Below are 20799 nucleotides of genomic sequence, written 5' to 3' on the forward strand. Positions count from 1 at the left end.
ATCAGGCCAGCTCAGGCACCCTCAATCGCAGCCAATGCTACCCGCAACCTGGCCGCACTCACCCGCTGACAATTCAGCTGCACCCGCGTCAGCCCTAGCCAATCCGCCATCCGCCGCAAATTCATCGCCAACGCCAGCATTCCCTCGTCATCCAGCCCCGGCTCTTCCTCGTGTACCGCATGCACCGCCAACCTCCCCTGGGCCCTTTCCGCACGCAGGTCCACCCGTGCCGCGATTCTTTCATGGTGCAAGAACGGCAGCACGTAATAGCCGAACACCCGCTTGTCCTGCGGCGTGTAAATCTCCAGCCGATAACGAAAATCGAACAATCGCTCGGTGCGGCTACGCTCCCAGATCAGTGAATCGAAGGGTGAAAGCAACGCACTGGCCTCGACCTTGCGCGGCACTTTGGGCTCGGGCAGGCAGTAGGCCGGTTGCCGCCAACCCTGCACATCGCAGGTCAGCAATGCCCCCTCCTCAACCAGCTCGGCGAGACGCGGGCGAGCATCACCCGGGCTAAGCCGGAAGTAATCGCGCAGATCCTTTTCCGTCGCCACGCCCAAGGCAGTCGCGGCATGCAGCAACAGCCCTCGCTGGGCTGCCGCTTCCTCAAGGACAGGTTGCTGGAGTATCGCCGAGGGGATCACTCTTTCCGGCAAATCATAAAGCCGCTCGAATCCACGTCGCCCCGCCACGGTCACTTCACCTGCAGCGAACAACCATTCCAGCGCATGCTTTTCTGCGCTCCAGTCCCACCAGGGTCCGGCCCGTTCTTCGCGAGTCGACAGGCTGCCGGCACCCAGCGCCCCAAGCTCCTCAACCGAAGCCAGCACCCGGCGAATCGTGTCCTGTTGCTCACGACCAAAACGCGCCAGTTGCTGATAGATGTCCTCGCCACGGGTCGCGCGCAGCATTCGCCAGCGCATCAACGGATACATCGACAAGGGCAACAGAGAGGCTTCATGGCCCCAGTATTCGAACAGCGTGCGTCGCCGGCCCTGACTCCAGGCAGCCTGGTCGAGCAAGTCGGAGGAGTAGCTGCCGAGGCGGGAAAACAGCGGAAGGTAGTGCGAACGCACCAGCGCATTGACCGAATCGATTTGCAGGATGCCCAGACGTTCGATCAGGCGATTGAGCTGCGCCGCCTTGATCGTCGCTGGCGGCTGGCGCCCGTTGAATCCCTGGGCAGCCAGCGCCATACGCCGAGCCTGTTTGATGGAGAAGGACAGTGTTGCGGGCATGAGCATCTCCTTGTCTGCTCGCAACCTACCTCACCGGAAGAGGTTTTGTGTAGGTGTGAATGACTCATTTGTGCATCGGGTCATCCCAGAATGGACGGACCACTTCGTGCTCGACATCTGCACGACTCAGGCCGATGTCCTTCAACGCCTCGTCGCTCATACCGGCCAACAGTTCGCGTTCACGGTGCAATTCGTACCAGCGAGTCAACTTGTGCAGCAAATCAGATACGACATGGATGGAATGTTTTTCTGTGGCTAAGACTTCGTTTTGACCTTTCATCTTGTTGCCCTCCGTTTGGGATGGCTCAAGTGTCGCGCTGGCGCTAAGATCAATCCAACGAATGTTTCTTATGCAACACATCTCGGAGATTGATGTATGTCAGCCTTCCCAAGTATCGACACCGAAGTGCTGCGCACCTTCGTCGCCATTGCCGACCAAGGTGGTTTTACCCGTGCAGGGGAGCTGGTCAACCGCACGCAATCTGCCGTAAGCATGCAGATGAAGCGGCTTGAAGAGGATGTGTTGCAGCGCCAGTTGTTCCAGCGTGACGGTCGCCAGGTGCGGCTGACGGCGGAAGGCCAGGTATTGCTGGGCTATGCCAGGCGCATTCTGAAGTTGCACAGCGAGGTGTTCAACACGCTGCGAGAACCGCACATGGTCGGCATGGTGCGTATCGGCACGCCCGACGATTATGTGATGCGGTTTCTGCCGGGGATTCTGCGGCGGTTTGCACAGTCCTACCCGCTGATCCAGATCGAGGTCCATTGCGAATCATCAAAACAATTGCTGCTGCGCCAGGACCTGGACTTGTCCATCGTCACTCGCGAGCCGGGCAACGAGATCGGCCAGTTGTTGCGCAAGGAGCGTTTTGTCTGGGCCGAAGCGCAATGTTTCAGCGCCCATGAGCAAACGCCGTTGCCCTTGGCGATGTTCAACAGTGATTGCTTCTGCCGGTTGTGGGCCTGCAATGCGCTGGACGCCATGGGCCGGGATTATCGGGTCGCATACAACAGTTCCAGCCTGTCGGCGATCATGGCGGTGGTCAGCGCCGGCCTGGCCGTCACCGCACAACTGGAAAGCCTGATCACGCCGGACATGCGCATTCTGGGTGAAGCCGAGGGCCTGCCGGAGTTGCCCGAGGCGAGCATCATGCTGGTGCGCAACCTGCACAATCCGTCGCCGATCACTGAAAGCCTGGCCGAACATATCGTCGAAGGCTTCAAACTTTAAAGGCGAGCATCACCGCGCACAGCACCAGAAAGGCGCAAAACAGCCCGCGTAGCAGCCGCTCCGGCATGGCGTGGGCAATCTTCACGCCCCAGCTGATGCTCATCAGGCCACCGACGGCCAGCGGCACGCCGATCATCCAGTCGACTTGATGGTGCACGGCGTACGTGACCAACGTGACGCCAGTACTTGGCAACGCCAGTGCCAGCGATAAACCCTGGGCAACCACCTGGCTTGTACCAAACAGACTGGTCAACACCGGAGTTGCCACGACCGCCCCGCCTACGCCAAACAACCCACCCATGGAACCGGACGCAGCGCCAAGGACACCCAGCCACGGCCAGGAATAACGCATCTGCGACGACGCGGGTGCGTTAGCGGTAAACATGCGCACCAGGTTGTAGGCCGACAGGGCAATCAGGAAGGCGACGAAGCCGACGCGCATGGTTTGCGCATCAATGCCCACTGCCCAGATCGAACCGAGCCAGGCGAAGCAGAATCCCATCGACGCCAGCGGCAACGCGTGGCGCAGTTCGATCCGGTTGCGCTGGTGATAACGCCACAGCGCCAGCATCACGTTCGGTACAACCATGACCAGCGCGGTGCCCTGAGCAATCTGCTGATCGAGACCGAACAGCACGCCCAGCAGGGGAATCGCGATCAAGCCGCCGCCAATACCGAACAAACCACCCAGCGTACCGAGGGCAGCGCCAAACACCAGGTACATCAAAAACTCGATCACGGCCAATTTCCCTTCCTGTCAGAAGGCTCATCCTACGCAGTCACTGCTGGCAGTGAAACGCACAGCAACGCACAATGGCTGTGCCTACTTTGCATAAGCAACGCTCATGAACCCTAATCAATTGACCGAACAGCTCGGGTTGTTTCTTGATGTGCTGGAAACCGGCAGCTTTTCCGCCGCCTCCCGCCGTTATCCGCTGACGCCCTCCGCAGTGGCGAGGCGCATCGACAGCCTGGAACACGCCGTCGGCAGCCAATTGTTCATCCGCAGCACCCACGCTGTACGTGCGACACCGGCCGGCCTGGCTTTTGCCGAACGTGCACGGCGGATCGTGGCGGAATTACGCCTCGCCAGGGCGGAAGCAGTTTCCCTGAGCAGTGCGCCGGAAGGATTGATCCGGATTGATGCGCCCGCCGCGTTCGGGCGTAGGCACCTTGCACCGGTGATTGCCGACTTTCTGATGCTCTACCCCGGCCTCGATGTGCAATTGCACCTGATCGACAGCTTTGTGGACATGCAGGGGTTGAACCTGGGCAAAGTCGATCTGGTACTGCGCGCAGGGCAAATGGCCGATACGCGTTTGGTGGCCACGCCATTGGCGAGCATGGTGCGCATTGCCTGCGCCAGCCCCGATTACCTGAAGCGCCGGGGCGTACCGAGCGAGCCGGCGCAACTGGTTGAACATGACGGTCTCGACTGGGAGGGTCTGGCACCACTGTTTGCCTGGCGATTTGAACGCAACGGCCAGCTGCAAGTGCATCGCCCCGCGCGTATCCGTATGAGCGCAAACAATGCCGAAGCGCTGGTCTGCGGCGCGCTTGCCGGGCTTGGCGTTGCGCACTTGCCAACCTGGCTGGCCAGCGAATACCTCGTGCGCGGCGAGTTGCTGCCGTTGTTCTGCGACAACGGTCTGCCCGATCCGGAAAGCACCGGAATTTATGCATTGCGTCTGGAACAACAACCCAATCCACGCAGCCGACTGCTGCTGGAATATCTCAAGAGCCGGTTCAGTCCAATCCCGCCATGGGATCTGGCGCTTCAGAAAAACCTGGATCGGCACTAGCCGAGAATTATCTGGCGCATCAAAGATTAGCCCGCTAGATTCATTACGATCATTGATCAAGGCTTCGACATGACCAAAAAGCACACCTCTCCCGATAACTGTGACCACCTGCTGCTGGATAATCAGGTCTGCTTCGCCCTGCATTCCACGTCGTTGATGATGACCAAGGTTTACAAGCCGCTGCTGCAAGCCTTGGGTCTGACCTATCCGCAGTACCTGGCGATGATGGTGTTGTGGGAACGTGACGGGCTGACTGTCGGTGAAATCAGCACGCGCCTGCTCACCGATCCTGGCTCGTTGACGCCTCTGCTCAAACGCCTGGAAGTCGAGGGTTTACTGAGTCGTACGCGCAGTCGTGAGGATGAACGGGTAGTGATTGTCGAACTGACGGAGCAAGGTCGTGCATTGCGGGACAAGGCACGTGATATTCCGCAATGCATCCTCGGTGCCAGTGGGCAGACGCTGGAGCAATTGCAGAAGCTGCAGGCGGATTTGCAGGCATTGCGTCGGCATTTGCAGGGCAGTCTCTAAACCTCGCCCCACCTTGACCCCTGGGAGGCGAGCCTGCTCGCGATAGCGGTGAGCCAGTCAACACATGATGTGCCTGTCATACCGCCATCGCGAGCAGGCTCGCTCCCATATTTGTTTTGCGCTGCTCTTGGCATTTAAACCGCTCTATTCCGCTGCTCTGCGCACACGGCTTCGTCGAAGGGAAATTTTTTCAAAAATTTATCTTGCGCGCTAAATATTATCGAGATACATTTATCTCGCACTTACTTAGCGCGCAAACATTTAGCGCAGACAGTCAATCCAGATCGAGGCTTTCACCATGCAAACTCTCTACACTGCAATTGCTACCTCCACTGGCGGCCGTGACGGTCGTGCGGTGTCCAGCGACAACATTCTCGATGTCAAACTGGCCACCCCGAAAGAACTCGGCGGTGCGGGCGGCGCGGCAACCAACCCCGAGCAACTGTTTGCTGCCGGATACTCCGCCTGCTTCATCGGCGCACTGAAGTTTGTGGCCAGCCAGACCAAACGCACCATTCCAAACGACGCCTCGATCACCGCCCATGTGGGCATCGGCCAGATTCCTGGTGGTTTCGGTCTGGACATCGACTTGCACATCAGCCTGCCAGGCCTGGAACAAGCCGATGCGCAATCGCTGGTTGAAGCGGCGCACCAAGTCTGCCCTTACTCCAATGCGACCCGTGGCAACGTCGACGTGCGTTTGCATGTAACGGTTTAAGCGCGATCTGTTGATCTTGCAGGCACAAAAAAGCCCGACTCAATGGTCGGGCTTTTTCATTCCTGAAGCTGTGCTTATTTAGCACGGCCTTTGTAGGAACCGCCATCGCGGGTATCGATTTCGATCTTGTCACCGATTTCGATGAAGTCAGCAACTTGCAGCTCAGTACCGTTGCTCAGCTTGGCAGGCTTCATCACCTTGCCGGACGTGTCGCCACGAGCCGAACCTTCGGTGTAGTCAACGACGCGCACGATAGTGGTCGGCAGCTCTACGGATACCAGACGCTCTTCGAAGAAGATCGCTTCGCAAACATCGGTCATGCCTTCTTCAACGAAAGGCAGAACGGCTTCGATGTCTTCAGCGTTCAGCTCGTACATGGTGTAGTCAGTGGTGTCCATGAACGTGTAGGTGTCGCCGCTGATGAAGGACAGGGTCGCTTCTTTGCGGTCGAGGATCACGTCGTCCAGCTTGTCGTCAGCGCTGTAAACGATCTCGGTCTTGTAACCGGTCAGCAGGTTTTTCAGCTTGGTCTTCATGATCGCGCTGTTACGACCAGACTTGGTGAATTCAGCTTTCTGAACCAACCATGGATCGTTTTCGAGACGGATCACGGTACCGGGTTTCAGTTCTTTACCAGTTTTCATTGCGAATATCCGAATTTGGATGGGATTTACAAAAATCTAGGCCGCGTATCATATCCAATTTACATAAAACTGTACCAGCGCTGCGGCAAGATCATCCTGCAAGGCCTGTTCCAGACACCACGCTTGCGCATGTTTTTCCAGCTCCGGCCCGTGTTTACGGGTGGATTGCCAGTGGTCGGTCATTTTCTCACCGGCATTCCAGGCGCGCCAAAGGCCGCTGATCGCGTCGCTGGCAGGTGCCGACAGGCCCTTTGTGTACAACGTGAGGAACGCTTCGAGCTTGTCGAGGTGAATATCCTCGTCTTGCCGGTAGATGTGCCAGAGCAATGGCCGCCCCGCCCACTGGGCGCGGACGAACGAATCCTCGCCCCGCACGGCATTGAAGTCGCAGCACCACAGCAACAGGTCGTATTGATCCTGCCGGACGAATGGCAGCACTTGCACCGTCAACGCATCGCGCACGTGCACGGCACCGGCCATCAACCCCTCGACACCGAGCCAGCGCTCCACATCACCGAGAATCCGCCCTTCAGGTACCAGCAGATGCGTGGGCATCGGATCGGTCGCCATGGCGTCGAGCCAACTTGCGAGCCCGGTATTTTCGTAGGCGAACAACGAGATCAACTGCGCTCCCGGCAAGCGATCAATCCCCAAGCCCTGCAGAAAGGTTCGCTGTGCTTCAGCATTCTGTTGAAACTGCTGACGCCGCTCCAGCAAACCGCTTTCACGCAGCAAACCGCCGGTCCCCTTGCGGAACCCCGGAAAGAAAAAGAACTTCTGCACGTTCTTGTATTTGACCGACGGCAAGCCGTGACAACCAACGACCCAGTCTTCAGCACTCAGATAATCAAGGTTCAACCACAGCGGCGGTTGTCCCCGAGTGGCCATGGCATCCATGTAAGGGCTCGGCAATTGGCAGGCAAAAGCGGCAATGACCACATCGGCGGATTCGGCAGGTTGCCAGTCGACGGGCCAATGTCTGACCTCGACACCTTGTTGCCATTGTTGCGAACGCGTGATGTCGATGTCAGGACACAGGCGCTCGAAGGCGCGCAGATCATCAACCCATAAACGCACAGCCACATCGTGCTCGGCCACCAGCTGTCGAGCCAGGCGCCAGGTCACACCGATGTCGCCAAAGTTATCGACCACGGTGCAAAAAATATCCCAGCGGGTTTTCATTTCAGGCATTCCAGGCTCCCGTTGGCAAAGGCGGCGATTGTCCGCATAAATGACTCCGTGCAGAAGAGCCGACGCCGATTAATCTTCATGCGACAATCGCCGCTCGCCCGCCATCATCGCCAGGAGGCAGCCATGCCCTACCGTCCCGCCACCCGCCGCCCGATTTCGATACAGCTCAACGTGCTGAAACTGAGCGGCAGTATCGCCCTGGGATTATGGTTGGGATTTATCGCCATAGCGCTGACCTGCTGGCTTGCCTCGCGCCTGTTTTTTCCGGAGCAACTGACGCCTGTCACCTCCGCTGTCGAGCACTGGGTCAAACCGCCCGCGCCAGAGCATGTGGAACTGCAGCCACGGCCGGACATTCCTCCACAGAGCCCACTGTTCGAACAGTACGAAGAAAACCTGCGCAAAAACGAGCAGCAGCAACGGCTCGATCAGGCGCGTGGCAGCAGCCGTAACCTGGCCAATCCGAAATGCCAGTTCTGGCTGCAACAAGATCAGAACGCGCCCAGCGAAAAAAGCCGCGCCAACGTCCAGCAATTTTGCGATTGAACATGAACAAGAAGATCGTCCACCAACTGATTCTCGACAAGCTGCGCGTCGACCTCGACATCGCCGAGCGTGCCGCGCAAACCGCCTACGAAACTGCGACTCACGAAGAAAACATTGCTGAAAACAAGTACGACACGCTGGGCCTGGAAGCGTCTTATCTTGCTGCGGGCCAAGCGAAGCGCGTTGAGGAAATCAGGCATTCACTGACGCTGTGCCAGAACCTGGCGTTGCGCCCCTATGACGATCAACGGGGCATTGAAGTCGGTGCGCTGCTGGGACTGGAAGACGAGAAAGGTCGTGAGCAGTGGTTGTTTCTGGCGCCCGACGCAGCTGGATTGAAAGTCGATCTTGTGGGGCAACTGATCACGGTTATCACCCCTCGCTCGCCCTTGGGCAAAAGCCTGCTGGGCAAGTTCGAAGGCGATGATGTGGAGATTCTGGTGGCGGGTGCTCGGCAACAGTTTTCTGTTACCGAGGTGGTGTAGGCAGCAAACCCTATTAATGAACCGGCAGTTCGACGCCGTCGAACAGCTCTTCCAGTTCCTGCTTGTTGTGGCACTGAATGGCTTTGGCCATGACTTCGCGCGTCAGGTGCGGGGCGAATTTCTCGATGAAGTCGCACATGAAGCCGCGCAGGAACGTGCCACGACGGAAACCGATCTTGGTAATGCTGGATTCGAAAAGGTCGCTGGCATCAAGCATCACCAGATCGCTGTCGAGTTTGGCGTCGACCGCCATTTTCGCCACGATGCCGACACCCAGGCCCAAGCGCACGTAAGTCTTGATGACGTCGGCGTCAGCGGCGGTGAACACCACTTTTGGCGTCAGGCCACGATGGCTGAAGGCTTCATCGAGCTTCGAGCGGCCGGTGAAACCGAACACGTAGGTGACGATCGGGTACTCGGCCAACGCTTCAAGCGTAAGTTTCGATACTTTGGTCAGCGGATGCCCCTGAGGCACGACGACGCAGCGATTCCAGCGGTAGCACGGCATCATCACCAAATCACCGAACAACTCCAGGGCCTCGGTGGCGATGGCGAAATCCACGGTACCGTCAGCGGCCATTTCGGCGATCTGCATCGGCGAACCCTGGTGCATGTGCAGGGCCACATCTGGGTATTGTTTGATGAAATTGCTGATCACCGGCGGCAGTGCATAACGCGCCTGGGTGTGAGTGGTGGCGATCGACAGGGTGCCTTTCTTCTCGTTGGAGAATTCCTGGGCAATCTGCTTGATGCTTTCAACTTTGCGAAGGATCTCGCCAGCGGTGGTGATAATGCGTTCGCCGGCCGGGGTGACGCGGGTCAGGTGCTTGCCACTGCGGGCGAAAACTTCGACGCCCAGTTCATCTTCCAGCAGTCGGATCTGTTTACTGATGCCCGGTTGCGAGGTGTAAAGGCTTTGGGCTGTGGCAGAAACGTTGAGGTCGTGGTGCGCCACTTCCCAGATGTAGCGCAGTTGTTGAAGCTTCATATGTATCCCTCAAAGCAGGTAGACGCCACGGGCATCAGCGACGGTATATAACTATATTAATGGTTTGAAGAATAAATCTAGAACTTTTTCATCAAAGTGCCAGTATTCCTGTACTAGCGATCCCCTTGACGACGACGCTCAACCAGCGGCACCAGATAGACCGGCACCCTCGACAGCTGTAATACGCGTGCAGCGGTCCTGCCCAGAGGTGTCTCCGCGCCGGCGCCATGGCTATGACTACCTACGATCAGCAAATCCACAGAGAGTTTCTGTGCCTGGTCGAGAATCACTTGGGAAGGATCCCCCTGTATCACCCGTACCGCTTTGATTCGCGCCAGGTCCTGATCCCCCTCATCCCCCAATTCTTCGCGAAAGCTGTCGAGCACCCGCTGCTCGATATTGGCGATCACCGTGTTCAGGCCCTGACTGTGAAAATCGCTTAATGCCTGTTCATCAAGGTAGCTTTGCAGCACCGACTCGGCGAACAATCCCATCGGCTCTACCGCATGCACCACATACAGGTCAGCATCGAATGTGCGCGCCATCGCCAAGGCATGGTGCATCACCAACGGTGCGTACAGGCCGAGGTCAGTGGCATACAGCATCGACCGAATCATATGACCTCCTCGAGTGCCAACATGGCGGAGATTGATTCAGCTTAGCAGTGCCTTGGCGAGTACGACGTCCGGTGTAACGCGTTGAACCGTGGGCTTAAACCTTTTGCTCGTTGCTTATGCCGTGAGGCACGTGACCGGTGGCGACCACTTCACGGGCCAACTCGCAGTGGCCGGCCTGATCGTCGAAAAACACGTCAGCGGCAAACGCTTCGAGAAACGCCGACTTGGTCAGCCCACCGAGGAACAGTGATTCGTCGAGACGGATATCCCACTCACGCAGCGTGCGGATCACCCTTTCATGGGCCGGTGCCGAGCGCGCCGTGACCAGCGCCGTGCGGATCGGGCAAGCATCGTCCGGGAACTCGCGCTGTAACAGGTTCAGGGCCGCCAGGAAGCCTTTGAACGGCCCACCGCGCAAGGGCTCGCGGGCCGATTCGCGCTCGCTGGCCTGAAAGGCTTCAAGGCCACCGGATTGATAGACACGTTCCGATTCATCGGAAAACAGCACCGCATCACCGTCGAAGGCGATGCGCAGTTCGTCGCTGGCCGCTCGGCTGGCACCGCCCGACAGAATCGTCGCCGCCGCAAAACCGGCGTCCAGCGCACTGCGCACATCTTCGGCATGGGTCGACAGAAACAGGTCACACCCAAAGGCTTTGAGATACGGATAGGGACTGCGCCCGCCGACAAACGCCGCACGGGAAATCGCCAGGCCGTAGTGGTGGATCGAGTTGAACACTCTTAATCCGGTATCGGCACTGTTGCGCGACACCAGAATCACTTCGACCCGGGCGCGACCAAGATGGGTGTTGAGGTTGAGGAGTTTTTGCACCAGCGGGAATGCATCACCGGGCTCGAGAATCTCGTCTTCGTGCTCGATCTGATATTGCCGGTAGGCTTCGACGCCGCTGGACAGATAGACCTTGTGGCTTTCGCTCAGGTCGAACAGCGCCCGCGAAGAAATCGCCAGCACCAGTTTATCGTCGATAGTTTTCGCCATGCCCTTCCCCTCTGGTGGATCGACTCAACGGTTACGTCGATCGATGAAGCTCAAACTCTGGAACAAGGCTTCGATGCGTGGCATCTCGCAACCGGCCGCCTTCGCTGCCGCCAAGGGCCGGGCATAGATTGCGGCCAACTCCAGCGGTCGTTTATGCACAAAGTCGTGGTACATGCTCGGCCAGTAGTCGGGCATCTTTTCGGTCATCATGAACAGGTGTTCGGCATAGCCTTGCGGTACCTGGTGGCCACAGGCGATAGCGCCCTGAACCACTTCGGCCATCAGCGCCTTTATCAGCTCGCGGCTATCGGTATCGGCCATCAGAGGCGTCGTGCCTGCCCCGAGCAGGACCGACAGACCGTTATAGGGAATGTTCCAGACGAGCTTCTGCCAACGGGCCTGGTGCAGATTCGGCATTGGCTGGGAGTCGATGCCGGCGGCGCGAAACAGGTCGGCGCCCTCCTCCGAGATCGCCGAACGCGACTGCTCCGAAGTGGCAGGACCACTGTGATAGCCAATGTGCACGGCGCCAAGCGCCTGATGAGTGATGACACCTGGGCTTTCGCGATGGACGCAGATGTAACACAGCCCGCCGAGTACGTGCAGCGAGTCGGGGAGGCATTCGCGCAGGCTGTCTTCCACATCAAGGCCGTTTTGCAACACCAGCACCTTGGCATTCGGCGCTGCGGCCTGAATGATTGCTGGCGCCAGATCGGCGTTGCTGGTGGTTTTGGCGCCCACCAGTAACCAGTCGCAGGGTGGCAAATCGGCGGCTGAGGAGTAGGCCTGAACCGGATTGAGCGTCAGCGCGCCATGTTGCGCGCTGTTGACCTGCAACCCGTGTTCCGTCACGGCGGAAAACTCACTGCGTAACAGAAAGTGCACATCGAAACCGGCACGGGCCAGCATCACTCCGTAAAACCCGCCGATCGCACCGGTACCGATAATGCCGATTGTCGGTTTGGCAACTGCCCCCATCATGGCAACTCCTCTGCTGTTCTCGTCAGCGCCTGAGCCACGGCGTCGTTCAGCTCAGTGGTCGTCAGGCGCGATTGCAATGCACCGAAAAACTCACCGTCGCGCACCACAAACAGCGACGGTAAATGAAAGACCTGATAACGCTCCACCAAGCCGCCATTGTTGCCGGCATCAATCCAGCACAGTCGATCGACCGCCAGATACAGTTTCGGCAATTGCGCTCGGGCGAAACGACAGCTGGCGCAGCCCACACTGGTAAAAATCACCAGCGAAACTCCGCTCATCGCCAGCAGCCGTTGGTCAGCATCGAAATCGGTCAGTTCCGATTCGACCACTATACTGGGGGAAACAATGTCAGCTGGCCGACACATGGAGTCCGTGTTCATGGGACGTTTTCTTCCTCACCCTGACGATGTGCCCGTCGAATTAACGTTGCTCAAGCATGAATGTATATCGCGGCAACGGCTGCACACTATCAGCCTCGGGGGCATGGCTTGCAATTACCACCGTGCCTGGCGCCACGGCACGGCGCTTGAGGTGCGCATGCCGACCTTGAACCCCGACCTGCGCTATCTGGGTTACGTCGCCTGGTGCCTGCGGCGCAAGCGCGGCTATCTGGTGGGGATTGCCTTTGTCGATGAGCAGATGCTGTTCAGCGCCCGGATGGGTGAGCAGGTGTGTCAGATCGAGCGATATTGCCGCCTGCATGACGCCCAAAGTGGCCTGCAGGAATCGCAAGCCCTGGCCCTCGAATGGGTCCAGCAGCACGCTGACGAGTTTTCCCACGACACCGTTCACAAGGCATTCGCCCAGGCTGTAGTCGATTAGCGGACATTATCAATTAGTGGAGAATGCCCCTAAAACCGGCGTCTGCCCATTGTCGAGCCACGGTGTAACGCGCTAAGGTTCCGCTCCCCGACGCGCTTAATTTGCTGTGCTCCGCCGCGCGGGTTCGCTGGCGGCCGGCACCCGTGACCTGACGAGTAAACGATGGCTGATTTACCGATCAACGACCTAAACGTCGCTTCCAACGAGACGCTGATCACTCCTGATCAGCTCAAGCGTGATATCCCCCTGAGCGACGCTGCCCTGCGCACCGTCACCAAGGGTCGCGAAGTCATTCGCAACATTCTTGACGGCACCGATCACCGCCTGTTTGTTGTCATCGGGCCTTGCTCGATCCACGACATCAAGGCTGCCCACGAATACGCCGAGCGCCTGAAGGTCCTCGCCGCTGAAGTGTCGGATACCTTGTATCTGGTCATGCGCGTGTATTTCGAGAAGCCACGCACCACCGTCGGCTGGAAAGGTTTGATCAACGACCCGTACCTCGACGACTCTTTCAAGATTCAGGATGGCCTGCACATCGGCCGTCAGCTGTTGCTGGACCTGGCGGAAATGGGCCTGCCTACCGCGACTGAAGCCCTCGACCCGATTTCCCCGCAGTACTTGCAGGACCTGATCAGCTGGTCGGCCATCGGCGCGCGCACCACCGAATCCCAGACTCACCGTGAAATGGCTTCCGGCCTGTCCTCGGCGGTCGGCTTCAAGAATGGTACCGATGGCGGCCTGACCGTAGCGATCAACGCGCTGCAGTCGGTTTCCAGCCCGCACCGTTTCCTGGGTATCAACCAGGAAGGTGGCGTATCGATCGTGACCACCAAAGGCAATGCCTACGGCCACGTCGTGCTGCGCGGTGGCAATGGCAAGCCGAACTACGATTCGGTCAGCGTCGCGCTCTGCGAGCAAGCGCTGAACAAAGCGAAGATCAAGCCGAACATCATGGTCGATTGCAGCCACGCCAACTCCAACAAGGACCCGGCCCTGCAACCGCTGGTGATGGAAAACGTCGCTAACCAGATCCTCGAAGGCAACCAGTCGATCATCGGTCTGATGGTTGAAAGTCATCTGAACTGGGGTTGCCAGGCGATTCCCAAAGACCTCGCCGACCTGCAATACGGTGTGTCGATCACCGATGCCTGCATCGACTGGTCCGCCACCGAAACCACCTTGCGCAGCATGCATGCCAAGCTCAAGGATGTACTGCCGAAACGCGATCGCGGTTGATCGCCACTTCTGCACGCAAAAAACGCAGACAAAAAAACGCCGGGCTAAACCCGGCGTTTTTTTATGCGTTCGATTCTTGAAACGTCATTGACTCAGCTTGGCCGCATGCCGCTGGTGACGCTCCATGTAGCGCTCCACGTAGGAGCACGACGGAATGACGGTGTAGCCCATTTCCTCGGCGTACTGCAGCGCCTGCTCGGTCAATGCCGCAGCAATGCCACGACCCCGTAGCGCGTTCGGCACAAAGGTACGATAAATATCCAGGGTCTGTTTTCCCAGATCCATATAGGTCAGGTAGGCACGATGACCGTCCACAGTGGTCTCGAACTGATGACCAGCCTGGTCATGGTGGATGGACAACGCCTCGCTCATCACTACTCCTCGCGGGTCTTGAATTCTGACCCCTACCTTACCGATGTTTTTCCGGCGAAGGAACATCTACGCCACCCCGTGCCGAATGGACACCGAGAAGAGCTGCACCAATCTCGCGCAACCGGGCACGTCTAAATAGTAGGCACCAATGGCAAAAATGCTCAAGGTGCGCTCGTCATCACGCAGGTTGGCGGGTGCGGCTCCGGGTGGTGCAGCGACTTCTCGAAACCACAGATTTTGCAGGATCGATGGCCTGAACATTGCCGGATGTTGAGACTTAAGACGAGCGCCCCTTCTTAAAGTCACCTGAACTAGCAGAAAGAGTTGAGAAGCGCTGCTCAATTCGCGAACAAAAGTGTAGACGAAATGATATAGACAGACTTTACCCAAGACCGAAAACAGGTTTCGCGAACGGGAACTTTTTTTGGGCGGATCGCTCAGATCGGGGCTTGCAGCTGGATATTTTTTAAACAGCGCAGTTAAAAGTTGCTCGAAAAAGAATCAACGCCTACAATTTTTTTTGCTTCTTGCTTCACGTCAGTTTACTTACTACAAGTAATGGGTAGTATGTACGCCGGCTATTTCCTCACTCTGAGGAGACAGCTACTTAATAGAAAGTCCTTGAAGGGGAACACGATGAACAACGTTCTGAAATTCTCTGCTCTGGCCTTGGCCGCAGTTCTGGCTACCGGTTGCAGCAGCGCATCGAAAGAAACCGAAGCACGTCTGACTGCAACTGAAGACGCAGCAGCTCGCTCCCAGGCTCGTGCAGACGAAGCTTACCGTAAAGCTGATGAAGCTCTGGCTGCTGCTCAAAAAGCACAACAGACTGCTGACGAAGCTAACGAGCGCGCTCTGCGCATGCTCGACAAAGCTAGCCGCAAGTAATAGTCCTTCGGGATTGTTATCAAGCCGACCCATTTATGGGTCGGCTTTTTTATTGCCCGCAGTTTTCTACGGGCAATAAAAAACCCGCCAACGTGGCTAACGTCGGCGGGTCCTTTTAGCCGTTACTGCTGCAAATCAACCGGTGTACTTGTCACCATTGGCGCAGCACCATTGGGCACAGCGATTTCCACTGGCAAGCCATCTTCAGCGGCGACCACATCACGTACCACATCCCAGTTCATGCGCAGGTTGTTGGTGATGTCCTCACGCTTGAGCATCGCGTTGATCACGGCCGTGTGCTTGTCGACGACCGACGGGTTGCCGTTATCGTCCAGCGGCGTGTGCGCCTCAAGGTAGACCTTGCCGCTGCTTACACCGAACTTGTACGGATCATTGATGATGCGTACCGACGTACCCACCGGCACCATGCCCGCCATTTCCAGCACATTGTTGTTAAACATGCGGAAGCAACCGTGACTGGTACGCATGCCGATACCAAACTTCTTGTTCGAACCATGGATCAGGTAACCAGGCGTGCCCAGATTGAATTTGAACGGCCCCAGGGGGTTGTCCGGGCCTGCCGGCACCACGTTTGGCAAAGGATCACCGTCTGCCAGGTGTTCGGCCTTGATCGACGCTGGAGGGGTCCATGTCGGGTTAGGCGTCTTGGCGGTGATGGTCGTGTGAGCGATAGGCGAGCCCCAGCCCTCACGACCGATCCCCAGCGGGAAGGTGTAAACCACGTCCCGGCCTTTCGGGTAGTAGTAAAGACGGTATTCAGCCAGGTTGATCACGATGCCCTCACGAGGTCCTGGTGGCAGGATGAAACGTGTTGGCAAAATGATTTCGGTACCGGCACCCGGCAACCAGGCGTCGACACCCGGGTTGGCCGCGACCATTTCCGAATAGCCCAGATCGTAGGTGGTACCAAGGTCGGCGAAGGTGTCTTCGTACTTGGCCTTGATCACTTGCACCTGGCCGATGATGTCTTCACCAGGTGGTGGGAGAGGCAACTCCAATGCTGCAACGGGACCCGCCGCACACAGAGCGGCTAGAGTCAGGCAGCGGGTGACGGCGGGAAAGCGCGGCAACATCCGGAAAATCCTTCGCATGATCGACATGGGTATAAAAACGGGATTGTACACCGGCGTTTCGGTATTCGGGGAGACGCGCCGATAGAGCGCGTCAATGCTGGAAACTTTATGGATTGCAGGACGTTTCGAACGTGCACCGCTTTCAGCGGGAGTCGGCCTTCCCCTGCAAGGAAACTGATCGACGGCTGGCTGAAGATTAAAGCTCGAACCGCAATTCCGGCCAGATCGGCGAGGTACCGCGTTTTTGCGACTCAAGAATGGCGCGACACAGCGAGCACAGGCGCTGATCCTGAAACACCCGGCGGTCAACACTCGACCAGCGAGGCTGGGCCGGCAACAGACTGCCGCATAACGTTCGGTCTGCGGAACCGCCCAACTCCAGCTGCCGGGTCACCAGATGTACGCGTACTTCCTGGCAGGCGAACAGATCCAGCTGTTCGTCAGGCTCGATCAGTTGATAGGCGAAAAGTGACCAGGCGGGACGCGGCATCGGGGGCTCCAAATAGGGGGCGCCACCTTAGCCGAAACATCGCGACTAGAAAAGCGTCAAAGCAGCGGTTTCAGTGCCGGCCAGACATTTTCCAGTAACTTGTCCTGCGCCCCTGCCGCCGGGTGCAGACCGTCGGCTTGCATCAGGTCCGGATGACCGCCTACGCCATCAAGAAACAACGGTACCAAGGGGATTTTTTTCTCGGTGGCCACATTGCCGTAGACCTCGGCAAATGCCTTGGTGTATCGAGCACCATAATTGGGCGGCAACTGCATGCCGAGCAGCAACACTTTCGCTCCACTGGCGCGGGAGCTGTCGATCATCGACGCAAGATTTTGTTGCAATTGCGTTGGCAGCATCCCGCGCAAGCCGTCATTGCCCCCCAACTCGAGGATCACCAGTTCGGGTTTATGCTCTGCAAGCAGCGCTGGCAGGCGTGCCTGGCCTCCGGCACTGGTGTCGCCACTGATGGACGCATTGACCACCTTATCGTCGAAACCTTCGCGCTTGAGCCGCTGCTCAAGCAACGACACCCACCCCAACCGGGTATCCAGGCCGAAACCGGCGCTGATACTATCGCCAACGATCAGGACTGTACCCGCCGCTGCGTTCTGGGCCATGCACATCAAGGCCAGGCCAGCACTCAAAAACCACACTCGCATCGGATTCTCCATGGGCGCAAGCATTCTCACCGCGAAGAACCTCAGCAAAGTGGTACCCAGCGCGGAAGGTGAACTGACTATCCTGCACGAACTCAGCCTGGAACTGAACAAGGGCGATAGCCTGGCTATCGTCGGCGCCTCGGGTTCCGGCAAATCCACCCTCCTCGGCTTGCTCGCGGGCCTCGATCTGCCGAGCAGCGGCGAAGTCACGCTCGCGGGCCAGGCCCTGAGCGATCTCGATGAAGACCAGCGCGCACGTATCCGCGCCGAACATGTGGGCTTTGTCTTTCAATCATTCCAGCTGCTCGATAGCCTCAACGCCCTGGAAAACGTCATGCTGCCGCTGGAGCTCGACGGCCGTAAAGACGCCCGCGAGCGTGCCACGGAACTGCTGCAACGGGTCGGCCTGGGCCAACGTTTGACCCATTCTCCAAGACAACTCTCCGGAGGCGAGCAGCAGCGAGTGGCCATTGCCCGCGCGTTTGCCGCCGAACCCGATGTGTTGTTCGCCGACGAACCCACAGGCAACCTCGACAGCCATACGGGCGAGCGGATCAGCGATCTGTTGTTCGAACTCAACAAGGAACGCGGCACGACCCTGGTGCTGGTGACGCACGACGAACGCCTGGCACATCGCTGCCGGCGCCTGATCCGACTTGAAGCCGGCCTGCTGGTCGCCCCTCTGGAGCCTTGATGGCACGCCTGCCGTTTTTGCGTTTGTTCAGCCTCGCCATTCGCCAACTGCTGCGCGACGCCCGCGCGGGTGAGTTGCGCGTGTTGTTCTTTGCCTTGCTGGTGGCAGTGGCGGCGAGTACCGCCATCGGTTACTTCGGTGCCCGTCTCAACGGCGCCATGATGCTGCGCGCCACGGAATTCCTCGGTGCCGACCTTCTGCTCGAAGGCAGTTCACCGGCAAGACCCGAACAAATCAAAAGCGGTACGGAGCTGGGGCTCGAACACGCTCAGGTCGTCGAGTTCTCCAGCGTCATTGCCACTGACAACGGCATTCAACTGTCGAGTATCAAAGCCGCCGATGACGCCTACCCCCTGCGCGGAGAACTGAAAAGCGCCCCTGCGCCTTTCGCCCTGGAAGAATCCGGTGGCGGGCCTGAATCCGGGGAAGCCTGGGTCGAAGCACGGCTGTTGACGGCGCTGGACCTCAAGATCGGTGACAGCATCGACGTCGGCATGAAAACCCTGAAACTGGCGCGAGTACTGACTTACGAGCCCGATCGGGCCGGCAACTTCTATAGCCTCACGCCACGGGTGATGATCAACCTCAGCGACCTCGCGGCGACCGGGGTGGTGCAACCCGGTAGCCGGGTCAGCTACCGGGAACTCTGGCGTGGCAAAGCCGAAGCGCTGGAAACCTATCGTCAACTGATCAAACCCGGGTTGGCCGCAAACCAGCGACTGCAGGATGCCCGCGATGGCAACCGGCAGATCGGCGGCGCGCTGGGCAAGGCCGAGCGTTACCTGAACATGGCCAGTCTCGTGGCGGTGCTGCTATCCGGTGTAGCGGTCGCCTTGTCGGCGACTCGTTTTGCTACTCGCCGTTTCGACGCCAGTGCGTTGCTGCGCTGCCTCGGTCTGTCCCGCCGGGAAACCATGGTGCTGTTCAGTTTGCAGCTGACTGTGCTGGGACTGCTCGCGAGCATCAGCGGTGCCGTTATCGGCTGGCTGGCGCAGCTCGGACTCTTTGCGCTGTTGCATGATCTGTTGCCGAGCGATGTGCCACCGGGCGGCCTGTTTCCAGCCATCGCCGGTATCGGCACCGGGCTGGTGGCACTGGCCGGTTTTGCCCTGCCACCCTTGGCCGCCCTCGGCCGTGTTCCGCCATTGCGGGTCCTGCGTCGGGACATGCTGCCCATTCCGTCCAGCACCTGGATGGTTTACGGCGCAGCCTTGGGTGCACTGGGATTGATCATGTGGCGACTGAGCCTGGATCTGGTGTTGACCTTTGCCCTCCTCGGTGGCGGCGTCATTGCCGCCGTGGTCCTGGGCGGATTGCTGTTACTGCTGCTCAAAAGCCTGCGCCGCATGCTTGCCCGCGCGTCGTTGCCGTGGCGCCTGGGGTTGGGGCAATTGCTGCGCCATCCACTCGCGGCTGCGGGACAATCCCTGGCCTTCGGCCTGATTCTGCTGTCCATGGCATTGATCGCATTGCTGCGCGGTGAATTGCTCGACACCTGGCAGAACCAGCTGCCCAAAAACGCTCCCAACTATTTTGCGCTGAATATCCTGCCGGCGGACAAGCAGGCATTTACGGATCGCCTGATCGAACTGTCCGCACAAGCGGCGCCGCTATACCCCGTGGTGCCAGGGCGTCTGATAAGCATCAATGGCGAGCCGGCTCAGGAAATCGTCAGCAAGGACTCTGCCGGTGACCGGGCGATCCAGCGGGATCTGAGCCTGACGTGGGCAGCGGATCTGCCCCCAGGCAACACACTCACGGCGGGCAATTGGTGGACAGAACAGGCTCCCGACGAAATCCCCGGCGTGTCTGTTGAAGGCAAGGTTGCCGAAAGTCTGAAGCTCAAGCTGGGCGATCATCTGGTCTTTACCGTCGGCGGGGTCAATCGCGAAGCGAAAGTCACCAGTTTGCGGGACATCAACTGGGACAATTTCCAGCCCAACTTCTTCATGATCTTCCAGCCCGGCACATTGAAAGATTTACCGGCGACCTACCTGACCAGCTTCTATCTGGCAGCCGGTCATGATCAGCAAATCGTGGACCTCTCCCGCAGCTTTCCCGCGGTGACCATCCTGCAAGTCGAAGCCCTGCTGGAACAACTGCGCAGCATCCTCGCCCAGGTCACCCTGGCGGTGGAGTATGTCCTGTTGTTTGTATTGGCGGCGGGCATGGCGGTGCTGTTTTCCGGGTTGCAAGCCACTCTGGATGAACGTATTCGCCAAGGCGCCTTGTTGCGCGCGCTGGGGGCGGAGCGCAAATTGCTTGTCAAGGCCCGAAGGATCGAGTTCGGTCTGCTGGGTGCCGTCAGTGGATTACTGGCGGCGCTGGGATCGGAACTCGTTAGCCTGGTGCTGTACCGCTACGCATTCGACCTGCCTTGGCATCCGCACCCATGGTTGCTGATCCTGCCATTGATCGGTGCCGTGTTGATCGGCGGTGCCGGGGTTTTCGGCACACGTCGAGCCTTGAACGCGAGCCCACTGACCGTACTGCGCGAGGGATGATGTAATTCACCTCGCGTCACCTCATGACCCCTGACACCGCGCGATCACTTCTGGAA

Annotated in this window: 25 protein-coding genes; 11 read left to right on the top strand and 14 right to left on the bottom strand. The window is 58.6% G+C overall.

Translation table 11 applies throughout. The features are described from left to right. Positions 1-11: 11 nt before the first annotated feature. Complete coding sequence (locus GBC55_RS11055) at positions 12-1241, bottom strand: winged helix-turn-helix domain-containing protein (RefSeq protein WP_162437509.1); 1230 nt, start codon at positions 1239-1241, stop codon at positions 12-14. A 64-nt stretch (positions 1242-1305) separates the two neighbouring features. Next, the gene (locus tag GBC55_RS11060; RefSeq protein WP_162437510.1) at positions 1306-1521 is read right to left on the bottom strand and encodes a DUF1127 domain-containing protein; all 216 of its coding nucleotides are present in this window, start codon (positions 1519-1521) and stop codon (positions 1306-1308) included. A 96-nt stretch (positions 1522-1617) separates the two neighbouring features. Here GBC55_RS11060 and GBC55_RS11065 point away from each other — a divergent pair, with 96 nt between their 5' ends. Then, positions 1618-2472: a LysR substrate-binding domain-containing protein gene (locus GBC55_RS11065; RefSeq protein ID WP_162437511.1), complete on the top strand. Its 855-nt coding sequence runs from the start codon at positions 1618-1620 to the stop codon at positions 2470-2472. On the opposite strand, the gene GBC55_RS11070 is transcribed toward GBC55_RS11065, so the two are convergent. Further along, a complete protein-coding gene (locus tag GBC55_RS11070; RefSeq protein ID WP_162437512.1) occupies positions 2462-3211 on the bottom strand; it encodes a sulfite exporter TauE/SafE family protein in 750 nt (249 codons plus the stop codon). The genes GBC55_RS11065 and GBC55_RS11070 overlap by 11 nt on opposite strands. A gap of 106 nt (positions 3212-3317) precedes the next feature. Between GBC55_RS11070 and GBC55_RS11075 the strand changes: the two genes are divergently transcribed. From GBC55_RS11075 to GBC55_RS11085, 3 genes are all read left to right on the top strand, one after another. Then, complete coding sequence (locus tag GBC55_RS11075) at positions 3318-4274, top strand: LysR family transcriptional regulator (RefSeq protein ID WP_162437513.1); 957 nt, start codon at positions 3318-3320, stop codon at positions 4272-4274. Between the two features lie 69 nt (positions 4275-4343). Beyond that, the gene (locus tag GBC55_RS11080; protein ID WP_162437514.1) at positions 4344-4805 is read left to right on the top strand and encodes a MarR family transcriptional regulator; all 462 of its coding nucleotides are present in this window, start codon (positions 4344-4346) and stop codon (positions 4803-4805) included. Positions 4806-5103: 298 nt separating this feature from the next. After that, positions 5104-5523, top strand: coding sequence for an organic hydroperoxide resistance protein (locus tag GBC55_RS11085; RefSeq protein ID WP_123406683.1), 420 nt, complete (start codon positions 5104-5106; stop codon positions 5521-5523). A 74-nt stretch (positions 5524-5597) separates the two neighbouring features. Here the strand turns inward: GBC55_RS11085 and GBC55_RS11090 are convergent, their stop codons facing one another. Then, positions 5598-6167 carry an elongation factor P gene (locus GBC55_RS11090; protein WP_162437515.1) on the bottom strand — a complete coding sequence of 190 codons (570 nt, stop codon included), beginning with the start codon at positions 6165-6167 and terminating at the stop codon, positions 5598-5600. Positions 6168-6215: 48 nt separating this feature from the next. Next, on the bottom strand, positions 6216-7358 hold the full coding sequence (gene earP / locus GBC55_RS11095) for an elongation factor P maturation arginine rhamnosyltransferase EarP (RefSeq protein WP_162437516.1): 1143 nt from the start codon (positions 7356-7358) through the stop codon (positions 6216-6218). Between the two features lie 123 nt (positions 7359-7481). Here earP and GBC55_RS11100 point away from each other — a divergent pair, with 123 nt between their 5' ends. Further along, on the top strand, positions 7482-7904 hold the full coding sequence (locus GBC55_RS11100; protein ID WP_162437517.1) for a hypothetical protein: 423 nt from the start codon (positions 7482-7484) through the stop codon (positions 7902-7904). Positions 7905-7906: 2 nt separating this feature from the next. Continuing rightward, positions 7907-8389, top strand: a complete 483-nt coding sequence (locus tag GBC55_RS11105) for a GreA/GreB family elongation factor (protein WP_162437518.1) — start codon at positions 7907-7909, stop codon at positions 8387-8389. Between the two features lie 13 nt (positions 8390-8402). On the opposite strand, the gene cysB is transcribed toward GBC55_RS11105, so the two are convergent. From cysB to GBC55_RS11130, 5 genes are all read right to left on the bottom strand, one after another. Next, positions 8403-9377, bottom strand: coding sequence for an HTH-type transcriptional regulator CysB (cysB, locus tag GBC55_RS11110; RefSeq protein WP_010461327.1), 975 nt, complete (start codon positions 9375-9377; stop codon positions 8403-8405). A gap of 113 nt (positions 9378-9490) precedes the next feature. Next, positions 9491-9994: a universal stress protein gene (locus GBC55_RS11115; protein WP_162437519.1), complete on the bottom strand. Its 504-nt coding sequence runs from the start codon at positions 9992-9994 to the stop codon at positions 9491-9493. Between the two features lie 94 nt (positions 9995-10088). Continuing rightward, positions 10089-10994: a 5'-nucleotidase gene (locus GBC55_RS11120; RefSeq protein WP_162437520.1), complete on the bottom strand. Its 906-nt coding sequence runs from the start codon at positions 10992-10994 to the stop codon at positions 10089-10091. A gap of 24 nt (positions 10995-11018) precedes the next feature. Next, positions 11019-11975, bottom strand: coding sequence for a putative 2-dehydropantoate 2-reductase (locus GBC55_RS11125; RefSeq protein ID WP_162437521.1), 957 nt, complete (start codon positions 11973-11975; stop codon positions 11019-11021). Continuing rightward, entirely contained in the window at positions 11972-12358 is a 387-nt protein-coding gene (locus tag GBC55_RS11130; RefSeq protein WP_162437522.1) for a thioredoxin family protein, read from the bottom strand. Before GBC55_RS11130 ends, GBC55_RS11125 begins: the two co-directional genes overlap by 4 nt. Between GBC55_RS11130 and GBC55_RS11135 the strand changes: the two genes are divergently transcribed. Both GBC55_RS11135 and GBC55_RS11140 read left to right on the top strand, forming a co-directional pair. After that, entirely contained in the window at positions 12357-12800 is a 444-nt protein-coding gene (locus tag GBC55_RS11135) for a PilZ domain-containing protein (RefSeq protein WP_162437523.1), read from the top strand. The genes GBC55_RS11130 and GBC55_RS11135 overlap by 2 nt on opposite strands. Before the next feature lie 162 nt (positions 12801-12962). Next, the gene (locus tag GBC55_RS11140; RefSeq protein ID WP_162437524.1) at positions 12963-14039 is read left to right on the top strand and encodes a 3-deoxy-7-phosphoheptulonate synthase; all 1077 of its coding nucleotides are present in this window, start codon (positions 12963-12965) and stop codon (positions 14037-14039) included. A gap of 84 nt (positions 14040-14123) precedes the next feature. Here the strand turns inward: GBC55_RS11140 and GBC55_RS11145 are convergent, their stop codons facing one another. After that, positions 14124-14411 carry a GNAT family N-acetyltransferase gene (locus tag GBC55_RS11145; protein ID WP_162437525.1) on the bottom strand — a complete coding sequence of 96 codons (288 nt, stop codon included), beginning with the start codon at positions 14409-14411 and terminating at the stop codon, positions 14124-14126. A 636-nt stretch (positions 14412-15047) separates the two neighbouring features. On the opposite strand from GBC55_RS11145, the gene oprI reads away from it, so the two are divergent. After that, positions 15048-15299: an outer membrane lipoprotei OprI gene (gene oprI, locus GBC55_RS11150; RefSeq protein ID WP_003199355.1), complete on the top strand. Its 252-nt coding sequence runs from the start codon at positions 15048-15050 to the stop codon at positions 15297-15299. 122 nt (positions 15300-15421) lie between these two features. Here oprI and GBC55_RS11155 read toward each other — a convergent pair whose 3' ends face one another. The 3 genes from GBC55_RS11155 to GBC55_RS11165 form a co-directional block, all read right to left on the bottom strand. Further along, complete coding sequence (locus GBC55_RS11155) at positions 15422-16393, bottom strand: L,D-transpeptidase family protein (protein ID WP_162437526.1); 972 nt, start codon at positions 16391-16393, stop codon at positions 15422-15424. Between the two features lie 196 nt (positions 16394-16589). Continuing rightward, positions 16590-16883 (bottom strand): hypothetical protein, encoded by a 294-nt coding sequence (locus GBC55_RS11160; protein WP_003226812.1) that lies wholly within the window; start codon positions 16881-16883, stop codon positions 16590-16592. 56 nt (positions 16884-16939) lie between these two features. After that, positions 16940-17545, bottom strand: coding sequence for an arylesterase (locus GBC55_RS11165; protein WP_162437527.1), 606 nt, complete (start codon positions 17543-17545; stop codon positions 16940-16942). A gap of 10 nt (positions 17546-17555) precedes the next feature. Here GBC55_RS11165 and GBC55_RS11170 point away from each other — a divergent pair, with 10 nt between their 5' ends. Beyond that, entirely contained in the window at positions 17556-18239 is a 684-nt protein-coding gene (locus GBC55_RS11170) for an ABC transporter ATP-binding protein (protein WP_162437528.1), read from the top strand. Then, entirely contained in the window at positions 18239-20743 is a 2505-nt protein-coding gene (locus tag GBC55_RS11175; protein WP_162437529.1) for an ABC transporter permease, read from the top strand. The genes GBC55_RS11170 and GBC55_RS11175 overlap by 1 nt, the downstream gene beginning before the upstream one ends. The last annotated feature ends 56 nt before the right edge of the window (positions 20744-20799 follow it).

The organism is Pseudomonas sp. TNT3 (assembly GCF_010095445.2).
Lineage (GTDB): Bacteria > Pseudomonadota > Gammaproteobacteria > Pseudomonadales > Pseudomonadaceae > Aquipseudomonas.